Annotated in this window: 17 protein-coding genes; 12 read left to right on the top strand and 5 right to left on the bottom strand. The window is 43.1% G+C overall.

Features of this window, described 5'->3' with window-relative positions; translation table 11 throughout:
* Positions 1 to 43: 43 nt before the first annotated feature.
* Complete coding sequence (locus BXO88_RS17170) at positions 44 to 208, top strand: winged helix-turn-helix transcriptional regulator (protein WP_078037851.1); 165 nt, start codon at positions 44 to 46, stop codon at positions 206 to 208.
* Here the strand turns inward: BXO88_RS17170 and BXO88_RS11380 are convergent.
* Both BXO88_RS11380 and BXO88_RS11385 read right to left on the bottom strand, forming a co-directional pair.
* On the bottom strand, positions 198 to 1,403 hold the full coding sequence (locus BXO88_RS11380) for a metallophosphoesterase (RefSeq protein WP_078037852.1): 1,206 nt from the start codon (positions 1,401 to 1,403) through the stop codon (positions 198 to 200). The genes BXO88_RS17170 and BXO88_RS11380 overlap by 11 nt on opposite strands.
* Positions 1,404 to 1,444: 41 nt before the next feature.
* On the bottom strand, positions 1,445 to 2,350 hold the full coding sequence (locus BXO88_RS11385; RefSeq protein WP_078037853.1) for a LysR family transcriptional regulator: 906 nt from the start codon (positions 2,348 to 2,350) through the stop codon (positions 1,445 to 1,447).
* A gap of 152 nt (positions 2,351 to 2,502) precedes the next feature.
* Between BXO88_RS11385 and BXO88_RS11390 the strand changes: the two genes are divergently transcribed.
* From BXO88_RS11390 to BXO88_RS11420, 7 genes are all read left to right on the top strand, one after another.
* Positions 2,503 to 3,792, top strand: coding sequence for an SLC13 family permease (locus BXO88_RS11390; protein ID WP_078037854.1), 1,290 nt, complete (start codon positions 2,503 to 2,505; stop codon positions 3,790 to 3,792).
* A 62-nt stretch (positions 3,793 to 3,854) separates the two neighbouring features.
* The gene (locus tag BXO88_RS11395) at positions 3,855 to 4,775 is read left to right on the top strand and encodes an alpha/beta hydrolase (RefSeq protein ID WP_078037855.1); all 921 of its coding nucleotides are present in this window, start codon (positions 3,855 to 3,857) and stop codon (positions 4,773 to 4,775) included.
* Positions 4,776 to 5,078: 303 nt separating this feature from the next.
* A complete protein-coding gene (locus BXO88_RS11400) occupies positions 5,079 to 6,650 on the top strand; it encodes a Y-family DNA polymerase (RefSeq protein ID WP_078037856.1) in 1,572 nt (523 codons plus the stop codon).
* Position 6,651: 1 nt separating this feature from the next.
* The gene (locus tag BXO88_RS11405) at positions 6,652 to 7,161 is read left to right on the top strand and encodes a YolD-like family protein (protein ID WP_242945208.1); all 510 of its coding nucleotides are present in this window, start codon (positions 6,652 to 6,654) and stop codon (positions 7,159 to 7,161) included.
* Positions 7,162 to 7,294: 133 nt separating this feature from the next.
* Positions 7,295 to 8,626, top strand: coding sequence for a Na+/H+ antiporter NhaC family protein (locus BXO88_RS11410; protein WP_078037857.1), 1,332 nt, complete (start codon positions 7,295 to 7,297; stop codon positions 8,624 to 8,626).
* A 246-nt stretch (positions 8,627 to 8,872) separates the two neighbouring features.
* Positions 8,873 to 9,508, top strand: coding sequence for a haloacid dehalogenase-like hydrolase (locus BXO88_RS11415; protein ID WP_078037858.1), 636 nt, complete (start codon positions 8,873 to 8,875; stop codon positions 9,506 to 9,508).
* Positions 9,509 to 9,511: 3 nt separating this feature from the next.
* Positions 9,512 to 11,119 (top strand): xylulokinase, encoded by a 1,608-nt coding sequence (locus BXO88_RS11420; RefSeq protein WP_078037859.1) that lies wholly within the window; start codon positions 9,512 to 9,514, stop codon positions 11,117 to 11,119.
* A 1-nt stretch (position 11,120) separates the two neighbouring features.
* On the opposite strand, the gene BXO88_RS11425 is transcribed toward BXO88_RS11420, so the two are convergent.
* From BXO88_RS11425 to BXO88_RS11435, 3 genes are all read right to left on the bottom strand, one after another.
* On the bottom strand, positions 11,121 to 12,335 hold the full coding sequence (locus BXO88_RS11425) for an MFS transporter (protein WP_242945209.1): 1,215 nt from the start codon (positions 12,333 to 12,335) through the stop codon (positions 11,121 to 11,123).
* 85 nt (positions 12,336 to 12,420) lie between these two features.
* Entirely contained in the window at positions 12,421 to 13,356 is a 936-nt protein-coding gene (locus tag BXO88_RS11430) for a DMT family transporter (RefSeq protein ID WP_078037861.1), read from the bottom strand.
* A 255-nt stretch (positions 13,357 to 13,611) separates the two neighbouring features.
* Positions 13,612 to 14,793: a helix-turn-helix transcriptional regulator gene (locus tag BXO88_RS11435; protein ID WP_078037862.1), complete on the bottom strand. Its 1,182-nt coding sequence runs from the start codon at positions 14,791 to 14,793 to the stop codon at positions 13,612 to 13,614.
* A 212-nt stretch (positions 14,794 to 15,005) separates the two neighbouring features.
* Between BXO88_RS11435 and BXO88_RS11440 the strand changes: the two genes are divergently transcribed.
* From BXO88_RS11440 to BXO88_RS11455, 4 genes are all read left to right on the top strand, one after another.
* On the top strand, positions 15,006 to 16,403 hold the full coding sequence (locus BXO88_RS11440; protein ID WP_168171692.1) for a PTS transporter subunit EIIC: 1,398 nt from the start codon (positions 15,006 to 15,008) through the stop codon (positions 16,401 to 16,403).
* 198 nt (positions 16,404 to 16,601) lie between these two features.
* Complete coding sequence (gene uidA, locus BXO88_RS11445) at positions 16,602 to 18,443, top strand: beta-glucuronidase (protein ID WP_078037864.1); 1,842 nt, start codon at positions 16,602 to 16,604, stop codon at positions 18,441 to 18,443.
* Positions 18,444 to 18,445: 2 nt separating this feature from the next.
* Positions 18,446 to 19,888, top strand: a complete 1,443-nt coding sequence (locus BXO88_RS11450; RefSeq protein ID WP_078037865.1) for a glycoside hydrolase family 1 protein — start codon at positions 18,446 to 18,448, stop codon at positions 19,886 to 19,888.
* 340 nt (positions 19,889 to 20,228) lie between these two features.
* Positions 20,229 to 20,597 (top strand): hypothetical protein (locus BXO88_RS11455; protein WP_206099987.1); only part of this gene is annotated, 369 nt, incomplete at its 3' end.

A 20,597-nucleotide genomic window follows, 5' to 3' on the forward strand; every position in this document is an offset into this window, starting at 1 on the left:
TTATTAGGAATTGGCGTTCTTTTTTTTATGATGTCTTCGATTGATGGAGTTATTGTACTGTAAAATTTACTTAGAATATGATCAGATTCCTCCAAGGGTAGAATATGAGCTAAGTGAAATAGGCGATAAATTCCGGAAGGTTCTGGCAGAACTCGAAGTCTGGGGAAACGAATATATAGATTATATGAATAATAGTTCTAAAAAGTGAATTTGTTTTCATCAACAAGGCCATCGTCTTTAATTGATTTCAGATATAATCCGTAGAAAGCATTATTTTTACATACCTTTTCATAGATGTCATCATTCCATCGAATCTCTTCTTTATGACCGGAGAAGTAAGCAGTATTTAAATCCGCAATGTATTCATATAATTCCGAAGTTCCCGCAGGCAGCCCCTCCTGAGCTTTTCTGTAAGATACATCCCACATGAACTGTTTCGCTTCTTCATAATGTGGAAAGGATAATGTCTCCGTTCGATAATCCAGTGTATTTCCTTCTATGTCCAGAACACCGAACTGAAAAGGTGAGACAGAAAGTGCCGATGTTGCCACCTCTGTAAAACCTTTATCACTGGTTTTTATATCCTGAATATGCATATGACCACTTAGATTTAAAAGTACCCCATATTCCTCGTACAGGGAACATAAGCGCTCATATCCACCCATTACAAATCCGTCTATAAAAATACTGTTATGGGCAAGGACATTTTGATGACTGACTGCAATCACCTTTTTACCGGATTTCTTTGCGGCCGATAACTGTGCTTTTACCCAGTCAAAGGTCTCCTCCGTAAGCTTCCCAGGAGACTTTTCAGTGTTCACATCAACCATCAGAAGCAGATATTCAGGACCTAGCTCATAGGTATAGCTAAGAGAATTCTCGTCTCTATCCAAGGCCCTGTCATATCCGAAGCTATGATAGGCTTCCAGAAAACCATCGGCATCTATGCTTTCAACCAGAGTATAGCCATCACCGCTGAAGGAAGCTGCCGTTTTAGAATACAGGTCGTGATTTCCGGGAATTACAAGTATCTGGATCCCGGCATCAGATATTTTCCTGAGTTTTTCTGTTAATTTCTCATGACTTTCCCTGGCACCATTGAAACTAATGTCTCCGGAAAGTATCACTGCATCAGGTTTTGAGACAATCATCCGGTCAACAAAAGCATCTGTTATTTCCTCTATATATTGCATTGCCTTTCCGTCAGCGGATTCTATAAGACCGGTAAAGAACGCTCCATTGTCTGTCAGCTCCGGTGAAATGTAATGAATATCCGAAGCTATATAAATTGTCATTTTATCTATAGCGGGCTGAACAGTCTTTTTTGTTTTTTGATATATAGAACAGCCACTAAGCACCGACAGTAATACTGCGATACCTATATAAATCGTCTTTTTATTCATATATCAACCTTCTTTATACACATATAAAGTTATTTGTTAAATTATACATCATCAGCAGTTACGATTATATCTATAAGATCTCTCATGGAATCAGACATGGCCAGATCAGAACGGTAAACCAGCTGTATGGTTTCGTCTATGGGGTTCGATTCTTTAATGGACAAATACTGAAGAGAACTGTCTACTAAATCGTAGGATAGAGTAATGGCGATGCCGAAACCGGATCTTACAGCTTCAAAAAGACTTCTTATGTCACTTACTTCCATGGCCAGATGGGCGTCGGGAATATACTGATTCATAAGTTTGTCGGCATAGGAACCGGAATGAGTGGTTGGAGATGTAGATACAAAGGTCTCGTTTTTACAATCAAGTAAAGATATTACAGGAAACGGATACTCATCCATAACCTGTGCCTTTTTCAGAAGATGCGAATCACCGGGTACAAGCAGTGAAAGGAAACAGTGTTTGATGGGGATAAACTTGTATCCCGGAGTTATGTCGATATTTGTAACCAGAGCAAGATCCAGAAGACCGTTATCAAGGTACATTTTAAGATGCCGGCTGGTATCTGCTTTATTCTTCAGAGTGATCTCAGGGTGATTCTTTATAAATTCCGGAAAGACGTGGGTATAAAGAAACTGCTCGCGTCCCATTCCAAAACCGAAACGTATTTCTTTCTGTCTGGAATCCGCTTTTTTCCTAAGATTATTCATAAGTTCGTGATCCAGCTTCATGATCACACGACCCGTTTCCACATATTCTCTTCCGGCATCAGTGAGTAGAAATTTGTGCCCTGAACGAAGGAAAAGCTGTATTCCCAGTTCAGACTCAGCGCGCTGCAGGAATTTGGTCAAAGCGGACTGAGTGATATATAGGGCTGCAGCAGCCTTGGTAATGCTCTGGTGTTCCGCTATAGTGATGATATATTCGTAATCTCTTATATTCATAGTATTCTCCGGTCTTATTTCTGAAAAACATTACATAATGTAATTATAACATGAATATTATGCGTTTGTGTAATATTTATTCCGAGGGTATAGTATCAGACAGATGATAGGTATCCGGAGACTTGTCAGAAATAAGAAGGAGGGACTTTTGAATGAGTCTTTTGACGATTTGTTTCATAATATTTGTACTTACCATCATAGGATATTGCAGCGGTAAGTACAGTCTTGCGGTTTTTGCATTAACATCTATGATGCTGATGATGCTGACAGGATGTCTGCCGCCTGACAAAACACTGGGATACTTTTCAAATTCAAATGTTATCATGGTCGGAGGTATGTGTGTAGTTGCAGCCGGATTCAATAAAACTCAGTTCTGCGTTAATCTGGCAAAAAAGATATCGGGACTTTCAAAGGGTAATGCCATAAAGATGGTGATGGGATATGTGCTTATCGGAGTGATCCTTTCCCAGTTCATCCAAAGCCCGGTCGTAGTTCTTTCTATAGTAGCACCTATGCTCATAGCAACAGCTGAAGAGTTAGGACTTACACCTACAAAGGTCATTTTCCCTGTAGGTATAGCGATAATTGCGACCTGCTGTGTTCTTCCTGTTGGTGCAGGAGCAACGATAGCAGCTGAGCTGAACGGATATCTCGAATCATACGGCTACATGGATTATACCGTAGGCCTTCTCGATCCTATGAAAGCCAGACTGCCGATGCTCCTTTTCTCAGTAATTTACTTTGGCCTTTTCTGTGTAAAGGGATTACCTATGGAACCAAGTGTTTCAACTCAGGATATGACCCTTAAGAAGATCGGTGAGTCAACACTTACAAAGTTTCAGGAGTATGCATCCATCGTCATTTTCTTTGGAGATGCTCTGGCACTTATGTTCAGTAAACAGCTTGGTCTTGACAGCTGGAGCATAACAGTTATCGGTGCGCTTCTTATGGTGCTTTGCAATGTTTTGAAGCCTGCAGAGGCTGGCAAGGCACTTCCGCTTCGAATCCTTTTCCTTATAGTCGGTTCCAATGCCATCGCCGGAGCACTCAGTGCAACAGGCGCAGGTGATTTCATCGGTAATGTCATTTCCGGTTTTGTAGGAAGCTTCGGAAACAGCAATTATCTTCTGGGGTTCATTTTCTTCGTATGTCCTTTCATACTTACCCAGTTCATGTCAAACAGAGGAACGATGCTTATTTTTCATCCTATCGCCATAGCAACATGTGCTGCCATGGGCGGAAATCCGGTAGGTCTCATGATCCTTATTCAGGCTGCCTGCCTTACAGCATTTATGACGCCAATGTCTACATCAGCTACACCTTATATCATGGGTCTCGGTGGATATGATGTGCCGTTCATGATCAAGCATGGAGCTCTGTTCGCAGTAGTCGGATGTATCATTTCAGTTTTCTGGACGATGACTATTTTCCCGGTACTGTAAAAGAGGAGCTGTGGTAGCGCGGATTTTGATTAAGTGATGATTTGTATGTTGAGGAGAAGAAATTGGAAAATAACGAAGCATTGAACAAAGTAAGAGAAAACGCTCACGGACTGGAACCGGATGAGAAAATCATAAAGGCATTCCCTGTGAAAAGAGAATATGAAAGATTTATCGAACGTGAGGGTAAGGAACCTGTCAGGGTTCATATTTTCGAACCGGAGGGAATGGAGTCATATGGTCCTGTGATCATAAAGCTTCATGGAGGCGGATTTGTTAAGCCGTATCGGGGACAGGATGTGAATTACGCACATGTTCTGGCATACAATACCGGGTGCCTCGTGATTGATGTTGATTACAGACCTGCGCCTGAAGAGGTTTTTCCTTATGCAATTGAAGAGGGCTACTCGGTAGTGAAGTATGTGTACGAGCATGCTGAGGAGTTTGACATTGACCCTGAAAAAATCATTCTCAGCGGTGAGAGTGCGGGAGCCAATATGGCGACAGTCATCACTATCATGAATCATGAGAAGGAAAGAATGGGTGAAAAACCTGATTTCAAAATCGCAAGGACCTGTCTGGCATATCCGCCATTAGACCTTGCTACTGATCCTATAGCCAAGCTTGGACCGAATGCAGCGCCTGAAGCTATCGAGCTTCAAAAGCGTGGAGTTATGTATAACGAATGGTATGCAGGCGGCAGAGATAAGACTGATTGGAGGATCTCTCCGATCTTTGCAACAGAAGAACAGCTTCAGGGACTTAATCCTTTCCTGATATGTACAGGTGAAACAGACAGTCTTGCAGAAGAAGGTGAAAGATTTGCATATATGCTTATTCGCGCCGGAGTTTCAGTAACCTGTAAGAGACTTTTGGGAACAAGGCACGGTTTTCTTACACGCCGTGTAGGCGGATTCGCTGATGCAGAGAAGCTGTATTTTGATATCGTTGAAGAAGTCAAGAATCCAAAGAACTGGAAGTACTGAAGCTGAAAAATCCAGAGTTAAGTTCGGGAGCATTTCCCCCTTTGTAATCCCGGATATAGTTGGAAATAGAAACAGACCTGAGTGTAAAATGTCAGATACACTCAGGTCTGTTTTTAAATTTGAAAAGAATCCGGAAGCTATTATTTGAATGCAGAACGTCAGTCAAACCTTAATTATGCATCTATTTATTCTATATCTTCACGTATATCAGATTGACGACGTGCAAAACAAATGTTTGCGTAAACGTTTGTTTTGTGATATGATTCGCATATAGTAATTTTGTGTGCTTTAACGGAGGCTGTTATGGATGATACTCAAAATAACAGATGCTATATGTGTATAGACCTCAAGTCTTTTTATGCTTCTGTGGAGTGCTATGAAAGAGATCTTGATCCGTTGACTACGAATCTGGTAGTAGCGGATGTCAGCAGAACAGAAAAGACTATATGTCTTGCAGTGACACCTTCCCTAAAAGCTTATGGGATACCGGGACGTGCCAGACTTTTTCAGGTCATAGAAAAAGTGAAAACGATCAATGCTGAACGTCAAAAAAAGATAAACGGTCAGAAATTTTCCGGAAAATCCTGTGATGCAAACAAGTTGAAGGAGGATCCTTTTTTGGAACTCGATTATATTTCAGCTACTCCACATATGGCCCAATACATAAAGTACAGTACTAAAATCTATGACATATATCTAAAGTATGTTGCACCGGAGGATATACATGTGTATTCCATAGACGAGGTCTTTATGGATGTCACAGCGTATCTGAGAACTTACGCACAAAATCAGAAACTGGATACATGGAGTCGGGCTGCTGTGGCTGAAAGGATGGCGTCTGATATGATTCATGAAATTATCCGGCTTACAGGTATAACTGCAACGGCAGGTATCGGTACAAACATGTATCTTGCAAAGATTGCCATGGATATAGTAGCCAAGCATATTCCGGCGAACAAGGACGGAGTACGTATTGCCATGATAGATGAAAGAAGCTACAGACAGCTGCTCTGGAATCACAGACCTCTTACCGATTTTTGGAGAGTCGGAGTAGGATATGCAAGAAAGCTTGAGAGTCTCGGTCTTTATACCATGGGTGATGTTGCCAGATGTTCACTGGACAACGAGGAACTTTTATATAAAAACTTCGGCATAAATGCGGAACTTCTCATTGATCATGTATGGGGATATGAGCCCTGCAGGATGCAGGACGTGAAAGCATATAAACCTGAAAACAGCAGTATGGGGTCGGGACAGGTACTTCACTGTGCTTATAATTATGAAAAAAGCCGTCTGATAATAAAGGAGATGGCAGATCAGTTATCACTTGATCTGGTTGCGAAACATCTCGTGACAGATCAGTTGGTGATTACCATAGGATATGATATAGAGAATCTAACTGACCCTCAGATAAGTAAACTGTATCATGGACCGGTTGTTGTAGATTATCTGGGAAGGAGAGTTCCGAAACATGCGCATGGAACCATATCTCTTCAGGGGATGACTTCTTCAACGAGGTTAATTACCGGAGCTGCGGTCAAGCTATTTGAGCAGATAGTGAATCCGGATCTTTTGGTTAGAAGACTTAATATAGTTGCAGGAAGAGTTAAAGATGAAAAAGACGAGGACAGGACCATAAAGTTCGGTAACATGGAGGGTTCATGGGAGCAGATGGACCTTTTTTCCGACTATGAAAAAATCGAAAAAGAACGAAAAGAGATAAAGAGGGTCAAAAAAAGAGATCGCCGACTGCAGGAGGCGGCGCTGACGATCAAGCAGAAATTCGGGAAAAATGCTGTCATTAAAGGTATGAATATGTTAGACGGTGCAACCATGAAGAGTAGGAACGAACAGATCGGAGGCCATAAAGCTTAGTATGATACTTCAGAAAGGTATAAAAATGAACGATAAGCCGGAATGGCATAATGTACATGGAATAAAAGATCATGAATTGTATGGCTTAAATTTAGATGTGATGACGAAGTACGGAGACATCATAAATTTACAGCATCCTGAATCACTTAAGCATAAGAGGATGTCTCTTTATAACAGAGCAGCCCAGTTTGCACCGTTTGCAGCATTAACAGGCTATGAAGAAGCAATCATAGAGACCGGAAGACTCGTATCGGAGAAGATGATTCTAAGTGAAACTCAAAAGGAACATTTGGATTGGCAATTACAGGAGTTGAAAGACCGGCTACCGGAAAAGGAAGTCTGCATCACCTGGTTTAAAAAAGATGAAAAAAAACCCGGAGGTGAATATGTATCCACCAAGGGATACGTGAAGAAGATCTATGCCATAGAAAGAAGGGTCATCATGACAGACGGGCAGAAAATAGATATGGACGATATATACGAGATAGAATTGTCACGCTTGTATGATTAATTGGGTATATGTCGTATGACCGGCAGAACCGATTGAGTAAATTATAATAGACATAATGTTCATCTCACATTAAAATGTTTCGATATGACTTTGTTGTAGAATAAAGGAAAAATGTAGAAACAGGACATGAATAATGGAAAGTAATAATAAAAGTTTAGCAGAAAGCGTAACAACACTGGCGCCAAACGGATGGGCTCTTATGCCTATAGTGATATTTCTGGTGCTGTATCTTGGAAACGGCATATTCTTTGAATGTATCAGACCGATTGAAGGCAAAATGGGATTTTATATCATATCGGTCGTAGTTGCCTTCGGTATCGCATTGATTGCAGCATTCCTTCAAAACAGAAAACTGTCATTTGATGAAAAGATACATCTGTGTGCTCAGGGAATAGGTGATGATAATATCACTATAATGTTGTTTATTTTCCTGCTTTCAGGAGCATTCAGCGGAATAGCAGGAGCAGCGGGTGGCGCAGTCAGTACCGCCAACATGCTCTTAAATATCATTCCACCCAGATTTGCGGAGATAGGACTTTTTATAATCGCATGTCTCATATCCATGGCAATGGGAACCAGTGTAGGAACGATCACCGTGCTTGTCCCTATAGCAACGACAGTCGCTCAGAATGGAGATCTTTCCCTGCCTATGTGTGTGGGTACCGTAGTCGGAGGTGCTATGTTCGGAGATAATCTCTCCTTCATATCGGATACCACCATAGCTGCTACAAAAACTCAGGGAGTTCAAATGGCAGATAAGTTCCGTACCAATATACAAATAGCGCTGCCTTCGGCGATACTGACTGTGCTGGTGATTCTTTTCCTGTCCATGAACAGCGAAGCTGCGATCATGGGTGATTTTGAATATAATCCTATGCTCGCAGCACCATATTTTGCTGTGCTTATACTGGCACTCTTTGGGGTTAATGTTTTTGCTGTTCTGATGATAGGCATTGTACTTTATCTTATTACAGGAATGATGATTGGTTCACTTGACTATGTCAGTGCATTTTCTTCTATTGGAAGCGGAACAGCAGGTATGTTTGAAACCATGATAGTAACGGTGCTTGTATCATCAATATCAGCACTGATGAAAGCAGGAGGAGGATTTGCGGCAATCCTCGATTTCATTAAAAAACGTGCGACCGGGAAAAAAGGCGGTATGGCAGGTATCGGTCTTTTGACAGCATTTCTTGATATTGCGACTGCAAATAACACAGTTGCAATAGTCATAGCTGCTCCGATAGCTAAAGAAATAAGCGATGAGTACGGTGTATCCGGCAGAGATACAGCATCTCTTCTGGATACATGTTCCTGTATAGCGCAGGGCATAATTCCCTATGGAGCACAGCTTCTGATAGCTTCTTCTCTCTCGGGAATAAGCAGTGTGGAGATCATTCCATGGCTTTTCTATCCCTTCATACTTTTGATATTTGTTGTATTATCAGTCATAAGGGCAAAATAAAAAGCAGTTGAATATATGGATAAAGGACGTGAAACCCGAATATGTCAGGTTACACGTTCTTTTTATTTTTATAAAGATTATAATAGAACTGTCGATATAAAAGGTGTTGGAACATGCTTTATGTGATGTAAAGATTTTGCGACCGGAGATTCACGATTTGGCGATATCACAATGATCATTTTAGCTATTAATCAGGATGAAATGGCTAAGAATATGGATGACAACGTGGTCATAGGATAAAAGGATATGAATGTATATGATTTTGACGGTACAATTTTTTATTCGGATTGCTCGATAGGTTTTGCATTCTGGTGCATGAAAGTCCATCCAAAGCTGTGGTTCACCTTTTTTCCGGGCATGATCTGGAGCTTTATAAAGTATAAAGCAGGAGTGATTCCGAATTATCGGTTACAGCGCAATTTGTTCAGTTATCTGACAATGATAGATGATTATGATATACAGATCGAGCGATACTGGGATAAGTACGAGAAAAGGATTTCAGCATGGTATCTGGCGCAGAAAAGACCTGACGATCTTATCATCAGTGCATCTCCGGAATGTATCATCGGGCCCATAGCTAAAAGACTTGGTGTAAAATATATAGCAACGAAATATGACCGCGAATTTGGTGTTTTCCTGAATAATCTGATGTATGCAAAGGAAAAGGCGAGATACATCTTTGATCATGGATTTCCTGTGATAGATAATTTCTATTCAGATTCTCTTGCGGATACGCCCCTTGCTCTATGTGCGGAAAAAGCCTATTTCGTAAAAGACAAGGCAACTACTGTGGTGGACTGGCCGGATTTAGATGGTGAGACTATGGGAATAGTAAAAGAGAAAATCGATACAGGCTGGAACATTCACCTTAAAGAGGACTGATAAATGTATACGATCATTTATGATTTTGGAACAAGCAGCGTAAAGACATGTCTGTTTGAGATTGACTCTGATATCCGTATCGTGGCGAGTTCTACTGCCGCCTATGGTTTATATATCTCCGGGGACGGAGGAGCAGAGCAGGATACAGAAGAATGGTGGAGGGCTCTATGCCATACCACAAAGGAGTTATTTAAAAAATCAGGTGTCGGAGCCACAGAAATCGGTGGAATTGCATTTTGCTCACAGATGCAGGGGACGGTCCTGGTAGATAAAGATGCGAAAGCCGTCAGACCTCCGATGAACTATCTGGATCAAAGAGGCATAAAAGAGTATAAAAAGTGTATGGGAAGCGGGATAGTAAAGGTATCCGGCTGCAGCCTGTATAAGCTTGTAAGAAATCTGTTGGTTAATTATGCCGCTTCAACAAGTGCGAAGGATCCGGTCTGGAAGTACAAATGGGTCGAAAACAACGAGCCGGAGGTTTACAGTAGGATCTATAAATGGCTGGATATCGGTGACTATCTGGTTGCGCGATGTACCGGAAGGATAGTGAGAACTGCTGATTCTGCATTCGCCACTTTTCTTTATGATACGCGTAAGGGAAAGGAAGGCTGGAACAGTGGGCTTCTGAAAATGTATAGAGTAGATCCTGAACATATGCCGGAGATCATTGATTGTACAGATCGGGTCGGAGGATTGACCGGAAAAGCTGCGAAGGATCTCGGACTTATGGAGGGAACTCCGGTCTTTGGAGGCGGTGGAGATACGACTTTTGTCAATATCGGCGCCGGATGTATAAGTCCAGGAGATACGCATATATATGTCGGTACCTCAGGATGGGTATCGACATTCCTCAATTATCAAACTGTTGATATCAACGCCATGATAACGGGAGTTCTTTCAGCCAGGCATGGATATTTCAACTATTACGCGGAACTGGAAACAGCTGGCAAATGTTTTGAATGGGTAATGAAGCATCTTGCTTTGGATGAGGTTGGTGTGTATCTGAATCAAACCAAGATCACGGATGATGTGGAGAGCAGGTTTACAAGCCTTTATGATTATCTGTCGGAAGAGATCAGTAAGGTTCCGCCGGGAGCAAACGGCGTACTCTTTACTCCATGGCTCCATGGTAACAGATGTCCTTTTGAGGATTCAGATGCAGCCGGGATGTTTTTTAATATAAGGATCGAAACCGGAAAGAGGGATATGATCAGGGCCGTTCTTGAGGGAATTTGTTATCATCTTCGCTGGCTTCTGGAAAGTGAAGCGAGGAAGGTGAAAACCTCCGATGTCATAAGATTTGTCGGAGGTGGAGCATTGTCTCCGGTTACATGTCAGATGCTCGCTGATATTACCGGAAGAAAGATTGAGACCGTAAATCATACGCAGGAGGTTGGAGCAGTAGGAACGGCTCTGGTTGTAGCCGCAGGAATCAAAGGAGAAGATGTGCTTGAGCTTGCACGAAAGCTTGTAAAGCCAGACCGGATTTATATACCCAACCCTTTAAATAGAGATGTCTATGAGAGAAACTACAGAGTATTTAAGAGGCTTTACAGCTCCAATGCGCAGAACTTTAAAATGCTGAATTATAGATCCAAAGAAGTCTGAGTCAGACAGTTTTTTTTCTTACATAGCGAACCAGAACCATGATACATATCATGTCGATGAAAAGAGCTATGGCGATGCTTCCGATTCCGGTGGCGATGCCGAAGTTCTCGGCAATAACCCCCACTATTGTCGGCATGATGATGGAACCGAGGCTTGCTGTGGTGAGAATGAAGCTCCAGGCCAGGCTGTATTTCTTTATGAGCTCACCTGCAAAGGAAACCGTGGTGGCATATATACCCGCCATGGAGAAGCCAAAGCCCATTATTCCGATGATGATAGGAAGTGTTGTCTTTGACAGAATAAGTACTATAAAGAAGAGGACAATGCCTACACCCATGGCAGGCAGCAGGTCCTCTTTTTTTACTTTCGTTGAGAGGAATGCTGTGGTTAGTCTTCCCAGGAGGATCATTACCCAAAGGATGCTGGCAGTTACCTGGGCGAGATTTGGCTTAAGCAGTCCGGTGTCCTTAAAATAGGTGATCATCCAGCCTATAACGCCCTGTTCGGCGCAGAGGTAGAAGAACAGTGTGGCTATGCAGATATAAAAGAGGGGCTCTCTGAAAAAACCGAATGCAGCTGCGGAGTTATCATCATCTCTCTTGTCGAACCGTTTTCCGGATACTGACGCCGGAATTTCATCAGTATGTTTTTTGTTCTCTGCATCCTCCGGCATCAGATAATAGAAAAGGCATGTCAAAAGACCAAGAGCAGAAAGAAATACACAGGCATACACCCAGTGGGAGCTCTCGTCTCTCGTCATGAACATTAAAATAAGTGGGAACACGAAGGCTCCTACCGCAAATGAGGCATGGAGGCAATTCAGTGCCCATGCCATACCTGTTGCGATGGAGTTGATCTTTGCATTGCAGTAATTACTTGCGGCGCCTCTTGCGATTCCGGTTGCAAAAAAGGCAAAAACGAGAACCAATCGGTAGTTTCCGAGAAGCATCAAAAGGAAAGAAACAGGGAAGAAGCTTTGAAAGAACATGATGCTCTTTTTCTTTCCTATGAGTAAAGGAAGAGCTCCGGAAAAGAAGCTGGAGCAAAGGTTACCGACAGAGTGGAGACTCACCAGAAGTCCGCAGAAGGCGTAATCAAGGCCAAAGGCATCTCTGATAAAAGGGAGAAGTGAGCCGATGGAAAGAGCCAGCATTCCGTTGGTAACGAAAGCTGAGTAGCAAAGTGCAAATTGTTTTCTTTTTAAACTGTCAGTCATAGTATTCACCAAATATTTTCGATTTTTTGTAAATGTCATTGTCCAAGGTGGTTAATCACCATGGCTATACATAAGTGTACGGTCATTAATCGTTGAGTTTCTTCGTTTTGGTAGTTTTTTCTTTCGATCCCGGCGTCGGAAGCTGAGCAAGGACTACAGCCAGGAATACGATCACGCAGCCCAGCATTTCCCTGAGACTCAGACTCTCATTCAGGATGAGCCATCCGAAGAGAACTGCAAATACAGATTCCATGCTCATGATGAGAGGCGCGATGGTAGGACTGGTACGGCTTTGTGCCAGTATCTGCAGAGTGTAGGCAACACCACTTGAAAGGACTCCGGCATACAGAATGGTTATTTTGGCATCCCATATGGAAGAGAGGGAGGGTGTCTCGAAAAGCATTGTCGGAATAAGAGACAGGATACCTACTGTCAGGAACTGGACACATGATATCAGGACTCCGTCAGTAAATTGGGTGGCGAAGCGGTCTATGACCATGATGTGCATGGAGTAAGCGATGGCACAGAGCAGGCAATAGAAATCACCCTTTCCGATGGTAAAGCCTTCTTTTATGCACATAAGATAAAATCCGAATATAGCCATGCAGACATATAGCCATACTATTTTGGAAACTTTTTTTCCGAGAAGCATGCTGAAAATCGGAACTATAACTATGTACAGAGCTGTGATGAATCCGGCTTTACCGGCGGTGGTTGAACTGATACCTACCTGTTGGAGATTACTTGCCACGAAAAGCACGGTACCACATACGATACCGCCAACAACAGAGCTGTGATTCAGTTTCTGTTCCTGTCGATCTGTGAGCGGATGCTGTCTCAGAAATCTTTTTCTGAAGAATACAACCATAGGTATGAGTACCAGAAAGCCGATGAAGCTTCTTGTCATATTGTAGGTAAAGGGACCTACATACTCCATTCCCGCACTTTGAGCCACGAAAGCGGAGCCCCAGATCAGAGAAGTGAGTAAAAGCATCAGGTTACCTTGAAATTGTCTGTTCATTTAAACCTCGCGTACTATTAGAACATAGATAAAGCGCCCTAAAGGCGCTGATAATGTCTTAAAAACCTAACTATATATGTGTGAATACATAAAAAATGTGTCAGCCCTTCAGGACACTTGTATCATTATAGCGCTTACATTGCGTACAAGCCAATAAAAAAGTAAGTTATTATAATGTTTTGAGCGTATATGAAATTCAGGGAACCTGGAACAGGCTGATTTACCGGATAGTATGCTCAGGTGAGGACTGAATGTTCAGCCTTTATATTTCTTCCTGTATCCGCTTGGCGTCACCCCATATACCTTTTTAAAGCACTTAACAAAATAATTTGAGTCGAGAATTCCTACTTCTGCGGCTATTTCCTGAATAGACATAGAAGTTTTGGTAAGGGCTTCGGCTGCCTTTTTCATTCTGACGAAATTGAGATAAGCCATGGGGGTGGTACCGGTCTCACGTTTGAACCGATGGACGATATGGCTTGGGCTTAGGGAAAGCTCTTCAGCGATATCTTCAAGCGTCAGGGCCTTTTCGTACTCATTTTCCATGAGATATCTGACACTCAGTACCAGACTGCTGTACGCCTTTGATTTATATTCCTTTATGATATCGCAGTATTCCTTTATCAGTCGCTCATGCTCCATATAGATCTCATCCATGGTGCGTGCCTTCAGCATGAACCTTCCGCTTTTTCCTGAGATCCGGTCATTGATTTCCGCAGGAAGACCGGCATTTAATGCTCCTATTCTCAACATGGTCCTGGTGATACCTGCTGAGACCCTTGCAACTTCAAGGGTGTGGCCAATGTTTTTGTATGACACAGCATTGTGCAGGAAGTGCCATGCCTCCGAAGCCGCAGTGTAGTTTCCCTCGGATATGCTCTTCATGAGCCGCTGTTCAGTTGCATAATGCTCCCGTACCAGCTTTATGGCGATGTCCCGGGAAACAGTTTCTTCTTCATGTGCATAAGAAAGTGGTGAAAGATCCAGATTTCTGGTTGCATGAATGGTGGAATCTCCGGTCAGTGACGAAAAGAGAATATTTAAGTGATATTGTACATTCTGTTGTGGCTTTACCGTATATCTGCTTCGTAATTTAGCCAGAGTTTCAGGCTGTATATCCCTTATCTTCAGATTTGACAAAAGGATCGAGATCTCGCTGCTGGCGAGAAGCTCTGTACAGTAGGGTCCGTAAAGGATGGGCGTATCATCACAGAAGGCAAGGATGTGATGGATTCGGAAGGAGTCAACTATATGAAGAAATTCACTCTTGTCCATTTCTGAAAGAAGCTCCTGCAGCTTGTTTTTTGAAAAAAGGATCTGGGAAGAGTGGATGCGGTACTTCTCGCAGACTGCGTCTATCTTCTCTGTTGTGTCGATTATATTTACCGGAATCAGTTCCAGATTCTCAAGCATCAGGCAGCCTTCTGTGATCGTCATATGGATGTTCTCCTTTTATTATGGGTATGAGTAGAAAAGCAAGGGACGCTGTCATTACCTTGAAAGAAAATGAAGGAAATAGACAAATTTATATCAGATATTAACAATATAGTACTATTCTGTCAATTTGGTTCTAATACATAGCGCGTTTCACTGCTATAATACCAGCATCAGCTGATTTGATGAATGAATACAAATTGGGAGAAAAGAAAATGGCTAAGGATTATAACTTAATTGCTAATGAAGTCATAAAAAACATAGGTGGAGCTGATAATGTAAAGGCTCTTACGCATTGCGTCACACGTCTCAGATTTGTTCTTAAGGACACATCCAAAGCAGATAAAGAAAAGCTTGAAAGCATTGACGGTGTCATGAAGGTAATCGAGGCCGGCGGTCAGACACAGGTGGTCATCGGTCAGGATGTGACAAAAGCATTTGACGCTGTTATGGCACTGCCTGAGGCGGCAGTATGGCAGTCCGGAGTTTCAGCGGAAGAGGATGATGCTGATGTAAAGGATATCGTGGCTGAAAACAAAAAGAAGGCAAAGAAAAATGTGCTTGGAGATAAGTTCGTAGAGTATGTTTCTGCCATTTTCACCCCCTTCATGGGTGCCTTTATGGGAGCGGGACTCCTCAAAGGTTTTCTTGTGCTTTTCGTGACTATAGGACTCCTTAGTAAGGAATCCAGTACATACACCATTCTCTATGGTGCAGCAGACGGAGTGTTCTATTTCCTTCCGATATTCATTGCCTACACAGCAGGAAAGAAATTCGGCGCACAGCACTTTGTGACCATGGCTATCGCAGCAGCCCTTGTTTATCCCAATGTTGTAGCCCTGAAGGGTGCGGAGGAAGCCGTAACATATCTTGGCCTTCCTGTTAAGATGATAAGCTACACAAGTTCAGTACTTCCTATCATAGTTGCAGCATACGTACAGGCTAAATGGGAAAAGCTTTTAAAGAAGATAATGCCTGAAGTCATCAGCGGAATCATCATTCCTCTTCTTGATCTCATCGTTATTTTCCCGCTTGTGCTTCTGGTCGTTGGACCTGTTACAGATTTTGTGGGAACAGGACTTGCAAAGGTAATCGAGACAGGTCTCAATACTGTACCTATTCTCGCAGGTTTCGCCATGGCAGCCCTCTGGCCTGTAATGATCATCTTCGGTGTTCACTGGGGACTTATCCCTATCTGCATGAACAACTATGCGGTCCTTGGTTATGACTATATCCTTCCGCTTACTGTAGGAACAAACTTCGGTATCGCAGCAGCTACCTTCGCAGTATTTTTACGTGCAAAGAACAAGAAGCTTAGAGAGCTTTCAGGTGCGGCAGCAGTTTCAGCATTCATAGGCGGCGTAACTGAGCCTGCCATCTACGGAGTACTTCTCGAGAGAAAGAAGGTTTTCGCAGCAATGTGCATCATCAACGGTATCGGCGGAGCCCTTTGTGCAGTCATGCATGTGACAAGAGATGTGCAGATGTCTGTCAATGCTCTTACACTGCCTGCCATCTATGCAGTTTACGGCGGCTGGGCTATCGTTGCCATCGCCATATCTCTGGCAGGAGCCTTCGGAGTCTCCTTCGTGACATTTAAAGAGGCGAAGTGATCCTTATATAGAGGCGATAGTATAGATAGTTTGAAGTTCGAGTCATGGAGTGGGGGAAAACATCATCCTTCACTCCATGAGTTTAATAGAAGCAGGTAATATCAATGAATGGCTATTCAGATATAGCCTGCGCCGAAAAGCCTGAACAACGGAACGGGTGTATTGGCAATAGATTGTAGAAGTAAAGGAAACAGATATATGACTGGATCACTGTTGTATCCCAGAGTGACTTCAAGCAGGATGAAGCTGTCACTGGACGGAATGTGGAAATTCAAATTCGATGAGGCAAAGGCTGGACTTTCGGAAGGCTGGGAAAAGGGACTTAAAGGATATGAGATGATGCCTGTTCCCGGTAGCTTTGCAGACCTCTATACAGATAAAAAAAAGAAAAACTACTGCGGCGATTTCTGGTATGAGACCGAATTTGTGATGCCGAAGGTAAATGATAAAAAGGTTCTTTTGCGATTCGGCAGCGTGACCCACAGAGGTGTCGTGTTCCTGAATGAGGTAAAGATCGGAGAGCATGAGGGAGGCTTCCTGCCATTCGTGCTGGACATTACAGATGTAGTAAAGACCGGAACCAACAAACTGGTCGTGAAGGTAAACAACGAGCTAAGCGAGGTATCGCTTCCCTGCGGAGCTGTCAAGAAAAACAGGGATGGCAGCCTCACTGCAAAACCGTATTTCGATTTCTTTAATTATTCCGGAATACAGAGAAGCGTGGAGCTTCTCATTCTTCCTGAGATATCTGTGGAGGATTACGAGCTTGTATATGAGCTTTCTGAGAGTGAAGCCAGAGTAAACTGCAGAGTAAAACTCAGTTGTGCAGAGGGAGATGATGGCAGCCTCGGGGTAAACATTAGCATCATAGACGAAAATGGAAAAACAGCTTCCGAGCTGGAGCTTACAAAGCAGGATAATGCCTACATCGGCACACTTACCGTTTCGGAACCTAAGCTCTGGAATGTACTGGATCCACATCTTTATGACATGAGCATCAAGGTACATGACGAAAAGGGAGTTATCGACGAGTACACCGACAGGATCGGAATCAGAACTGTTTCTGTTGAGGGAACAGATATACTCATCAACGGAAAACCTGTTTATCTCAAGGGTTACGGTAAGCATGAGGATTTCGACATTCTCGGAAGGACCTTTAACTATTCTGTAGCCAAGAGAGATTTCGAATGCATGAAGTGGAACGGAGCGAACTGCTTCAGGACCAGTCACTATCCCTATGCGGATGAATGGTATCAGTTTGCGGACGAAGAGGGCTTTCTCATAATCGATGAGGTGCCTGCAGTAGGCATGATGCGTTCCACGAGAAATTTCGTTGAGGCCGGAATGGGGCATTACACCTATTTCTTTGAGACGCCGACTGTGCCGGAGCTCCTTCAGAACGAGCTCAATCAGGTGGAGGAAATGATAAAGCGTGACAAGAATCATCCCAGTGTCATCGCCTTCAGTCTGTTCAATGAGCCGGAGACCACCAGTGAGGAATCATTTGAGTATTTTTCAAGGGTGTTTGAGCGTGCGAGGGAGCTGGATCCTCAGAAGAGACCTCTCACAGGAGCTTTGGAAAAGAACAGCAGCCCTGAAAAGTGCCAATGCTACCCGCTTCTCGATTTCATCTGCCTCAACAGATATTACGGTTGGTACATAAGCGGCGGTGAAGATATATATGAAGCGGAGGAAAAGTTCAGAGATGAGCTGAACAGATGGAAGGCTCTCGAAACGGGAAAGCCATTTGTCATGACTGAATTTGGAACAGATACTCTGGCGGGACAGCATTCTCTTCCCGGAACCATGTGGTCTGAGGAATATCAGAATGAATATTATGAGATGAATTTCAGAGTGCTGGATGACTACGATTTCATCAAGGGCGAGCTTGTCTGGAATTTTGCGGATTTCCAGACCTCCGAGGGTATCTTCAGAGTCGGCGGAAACAAGAAAGGAATCTTCACCAGAGAGCGTCAGCCGAAGTCCTCGGCATTTGTCCTGAAGAGACGCTGGGAAGAATTAAAGGATAGGAGCAAATAACTATGTCATTGAAAAAGGGCTTTTTATGGGGCGGAGCAACCGCTGCAAATCAGTTTGAGGGCGCATGGAATGAGGACGGAAAGGGTGCCTCTGTGCCTGATATGTGCACAAACGGCACAAAGGATAGCCCGAAGCGGATCACTACTATCATAGAGCCGGAGAACCTGTATCCCAGTCATGAAGCTATCGATTTCTATCATCATTACGAGGAGGATATCAGACTCTTTTCTGAGATGGGTTTCAATGTCTTCAGATTTTCCATCGCATGGACCAGGATCTTTCCCACAGGAATGGAGGAGACTCCAAATGAAAAGGGGCTTAGATTCTATGACCGTGTGGTTGACTGTTGCAGAAAATATGGCATTGAGCCCCTCATCACTCTATCCCACTATGAGATGCCCTATGCTCTTGTAGAGAAGTACAACGGCTGGTACGGAAGAGAATGTATAGAGCTTTTTGAGAGATACTGCAGGACGGTGTTTGAGAGATTTAAGGGAAGGGTGAAATACTGGCTCACCTTCAATGAGATAAATTCCGGTACCATGCCTATGGGCAATGTCTTGTCCTTAGGGACAGTTAAAGGGTTCAGCGGTCCCATAACCGGGATAAAGGATGAGCCTGCAGTTCGTTTTCAGGCTCTTCACCATCAGCTGGTAGCAAGTGCAAAAGTCGTAAAGTATGCCCATGAGAATTATCCTGAATATAAACTTGGCAATATGATCTGCTTCCTCACCCAGTATCCGGCGACCTGTAATCCGGATGATATGCTTGCCTGCCAGAAGGAAATGCGAATGAAGAACTGGTTCTGTTCAGATGTGCAGGTGAGGGGATATTATCCTTCCTATGCTGAGAGATTTTTCAGGGAGAACGGAATCTCAGTGAAAATGGAGGATGATGATACGGAAATTTTGAGGGATGGTACGGTCGATTTCTATACCTTCAGCTATTACATGAGTCTCTGTGCAAGTGCCGGTGAAGCTGATGAAAAGACCGGAGGAAATCTCATCGGAGGGGTGAGAAATCCTTATCTCGAGGAAAGTGAGTGGGGATGGCAGATAGATCCTAAGGGACTTAGATTTACGCTTAATGAGATATATGACAGATACCATATTCCTGTGATGGTGGTGGAGAACGGGCTCGGCGCAAGAGATACTGTTGAGGCTGACGGCTCCATCAATGATGACTATCGTATAGAGTATTTGAGAAAGCATATAGAACAGATGAAGGAGGCAGCGGAGGATGGAGTGGATCTCATGGGATATACACCATGGGGCTGCATAGATTTGGTAAGTGCCTCAACGGGAGAGATGGCGAAGCGTTACGGGTTCATCTACGTTGATAAGCACGATGACGGCACCGGAACACTGAAAAGACTTAAAAAGAAATCTTTCTTCTGGTATAAGAAAGTCATAGAAAGCAACGGAGAAGAGCTTGCTCCTATGTAACTTGTATAAGAAGAGATTCATTCTGATGAATGGTACCAAAGAAATATCACTTTTCATATAGTCTAAAATTCGACCATATAGGTATAGCTGTATGTCAATTCTAAATTATTTATGTGAAGAGGGTAATATTTCACCGAAAAACTGCTGATAAAAAAGATAATTGAATATAGTGGATCGGTTATCCCCTCGAGAAGACAGAGAATATCTTTTCGGGGGGGTATTCTTATAGGTTATGTTTAGGAACCTGTAGGCATACCGGGGATTTGTACAATGAGAGTTAACGGTACAAATTCTATGCCGGAAAAATGTACTTTCGAGACGGAAAGAAAGGAGAATTCTCGTGAGAAGAAAGAGTTTTTTGTCGGTAAGAAAAGGTATGGCGGTCGCATTGACTGCAGCAGTTGTCATGAGCCAGAGTATGATGGTGTATGCGCAAGATACAACTGTAATAGCAACTGATGGCGATACAGTTAAAGTTGAAGATGGAGTTTCGGTATCAGGTGACAGTGGTGAAACTACCGGTGTAAGTGCAAACAGTTCCACCGGAACCGCTTCAGTTACTGTAGATAATGGGATTTCGGTAACAGAAAACAAAATTGATAGTACTGGCAATCATGAGGGAACAGGAATAAGTGCGACTTCATCAGGAAGCAACGCAAAAACTGAAGTTACAGTTAATTCCGGTGCAGTAACAGTTACAGGAGCTGGA

Source organism: Oribacterium sp. C9, from assembly GCF_002007235.1.
Taxonomy (GTDB): domain Bacteria; phylum Bacillota; class Clostridia; order Lachnospirales; family Lachnospiraceae; genus Oribacterium.

Coding starts and splice junctions, on each gene's coding strand:
- BXO88_RS17170 (WP_078037851.1), top strand. CDS start 44: ATGGAGTTATTGTACTGTAAAATTTACTTAGAATATGATCAGATTCCT.
- BXO88_RS11380 (WP_078037852.1), bottom strand. CDS start 1,403: ATGAATAAAAAGACGATTTATATAGGTATCGCAGTATTACTGTCGGTG.
- BXO88_RS11385 (WP_078037853.1), bottom strand. CDS start 2,350: ATGAATATAAGAGATTACGAATATATCATCACTATAGCGGAACACCAG.
- BXO88_RS11390 (WP_078037854.1), top strand. CDS start 2,503: ATGAGTCTTTTGACGATTTGTTTCATAATATTTGTACTTACCATCATA.
- BXO88_RS11400 (WP_078037856.1), top strand. CDS start 5,079: ATGGATGATACTCAAAATAACAGATGCTATATGTGTATAGACCTCAAG.
- BXO88_RS11405 (WP_242945208.1), top strand. CDS start 6,652: ATGATACTTCAGAAAGGTATAAAAATGAACGATAAGCCGGAATGGCAT.
- BXO88_RS11410 (WP_078037857.1), top strand. CDS start 7,295: ATGGAAAGTAATAATAAAAGTTTAGCAGAAAGCGTAACAACACTGGCG.
- BXO88_RS11415 (WP_078037858.1), top strand. CDS start 8,873: ATGAATGTATATGATTTTGACGGTACAATTTTTTATTCGGATTGCTCG.
- BXO88_RS11420 (WP_078037859.1), top strand. CDS start 9,512: ATGTATACGATCATTTATGATTTTGGAACAAGCAGCGTAAAGACATGT.
- BXO88_RS11425 (WP_242945209.1), bottom strand. CDS start 12,335: ATGACTGACAGTTTAAAAAGAAAACAATTTGCACTTTGCTACTCAGCT.
- BXO88_RS11430 (WP_078037861.1), bottom strand. CDS start 13,356: ATGAACAGACAATTTCAAGGTAACCTGATGCTTTTACTCACTTCTCTG.
- BXO88_RS11435 (WP_078037862.1), bottom strand. CDS start 14,793: ATGACGATCACAGAAGGCTGCCTGATGCTTGAGAATCTGGAACTGATT.
- BXO88_RS11440 (WP_168171692.1), top strand. CDS start 15,006: ATGGCTAAGGATTATAACTTAATTGCTAATGAAGTCATAAAAAACATA.
- uidA (WP_078037864.1), top strand. CDS start 16,602: ATGACTGGATCACTGTTGTATCCCAGAGTGACTTCAAGCAGGATGAAG.
- BXO88_RS11450 (WP_078037865.1), top strand. CDS start 18,446: ATGTCATTGAAAAAGGGCTTTTTATGGGGCGGAGCAACCGCTGCAAAT.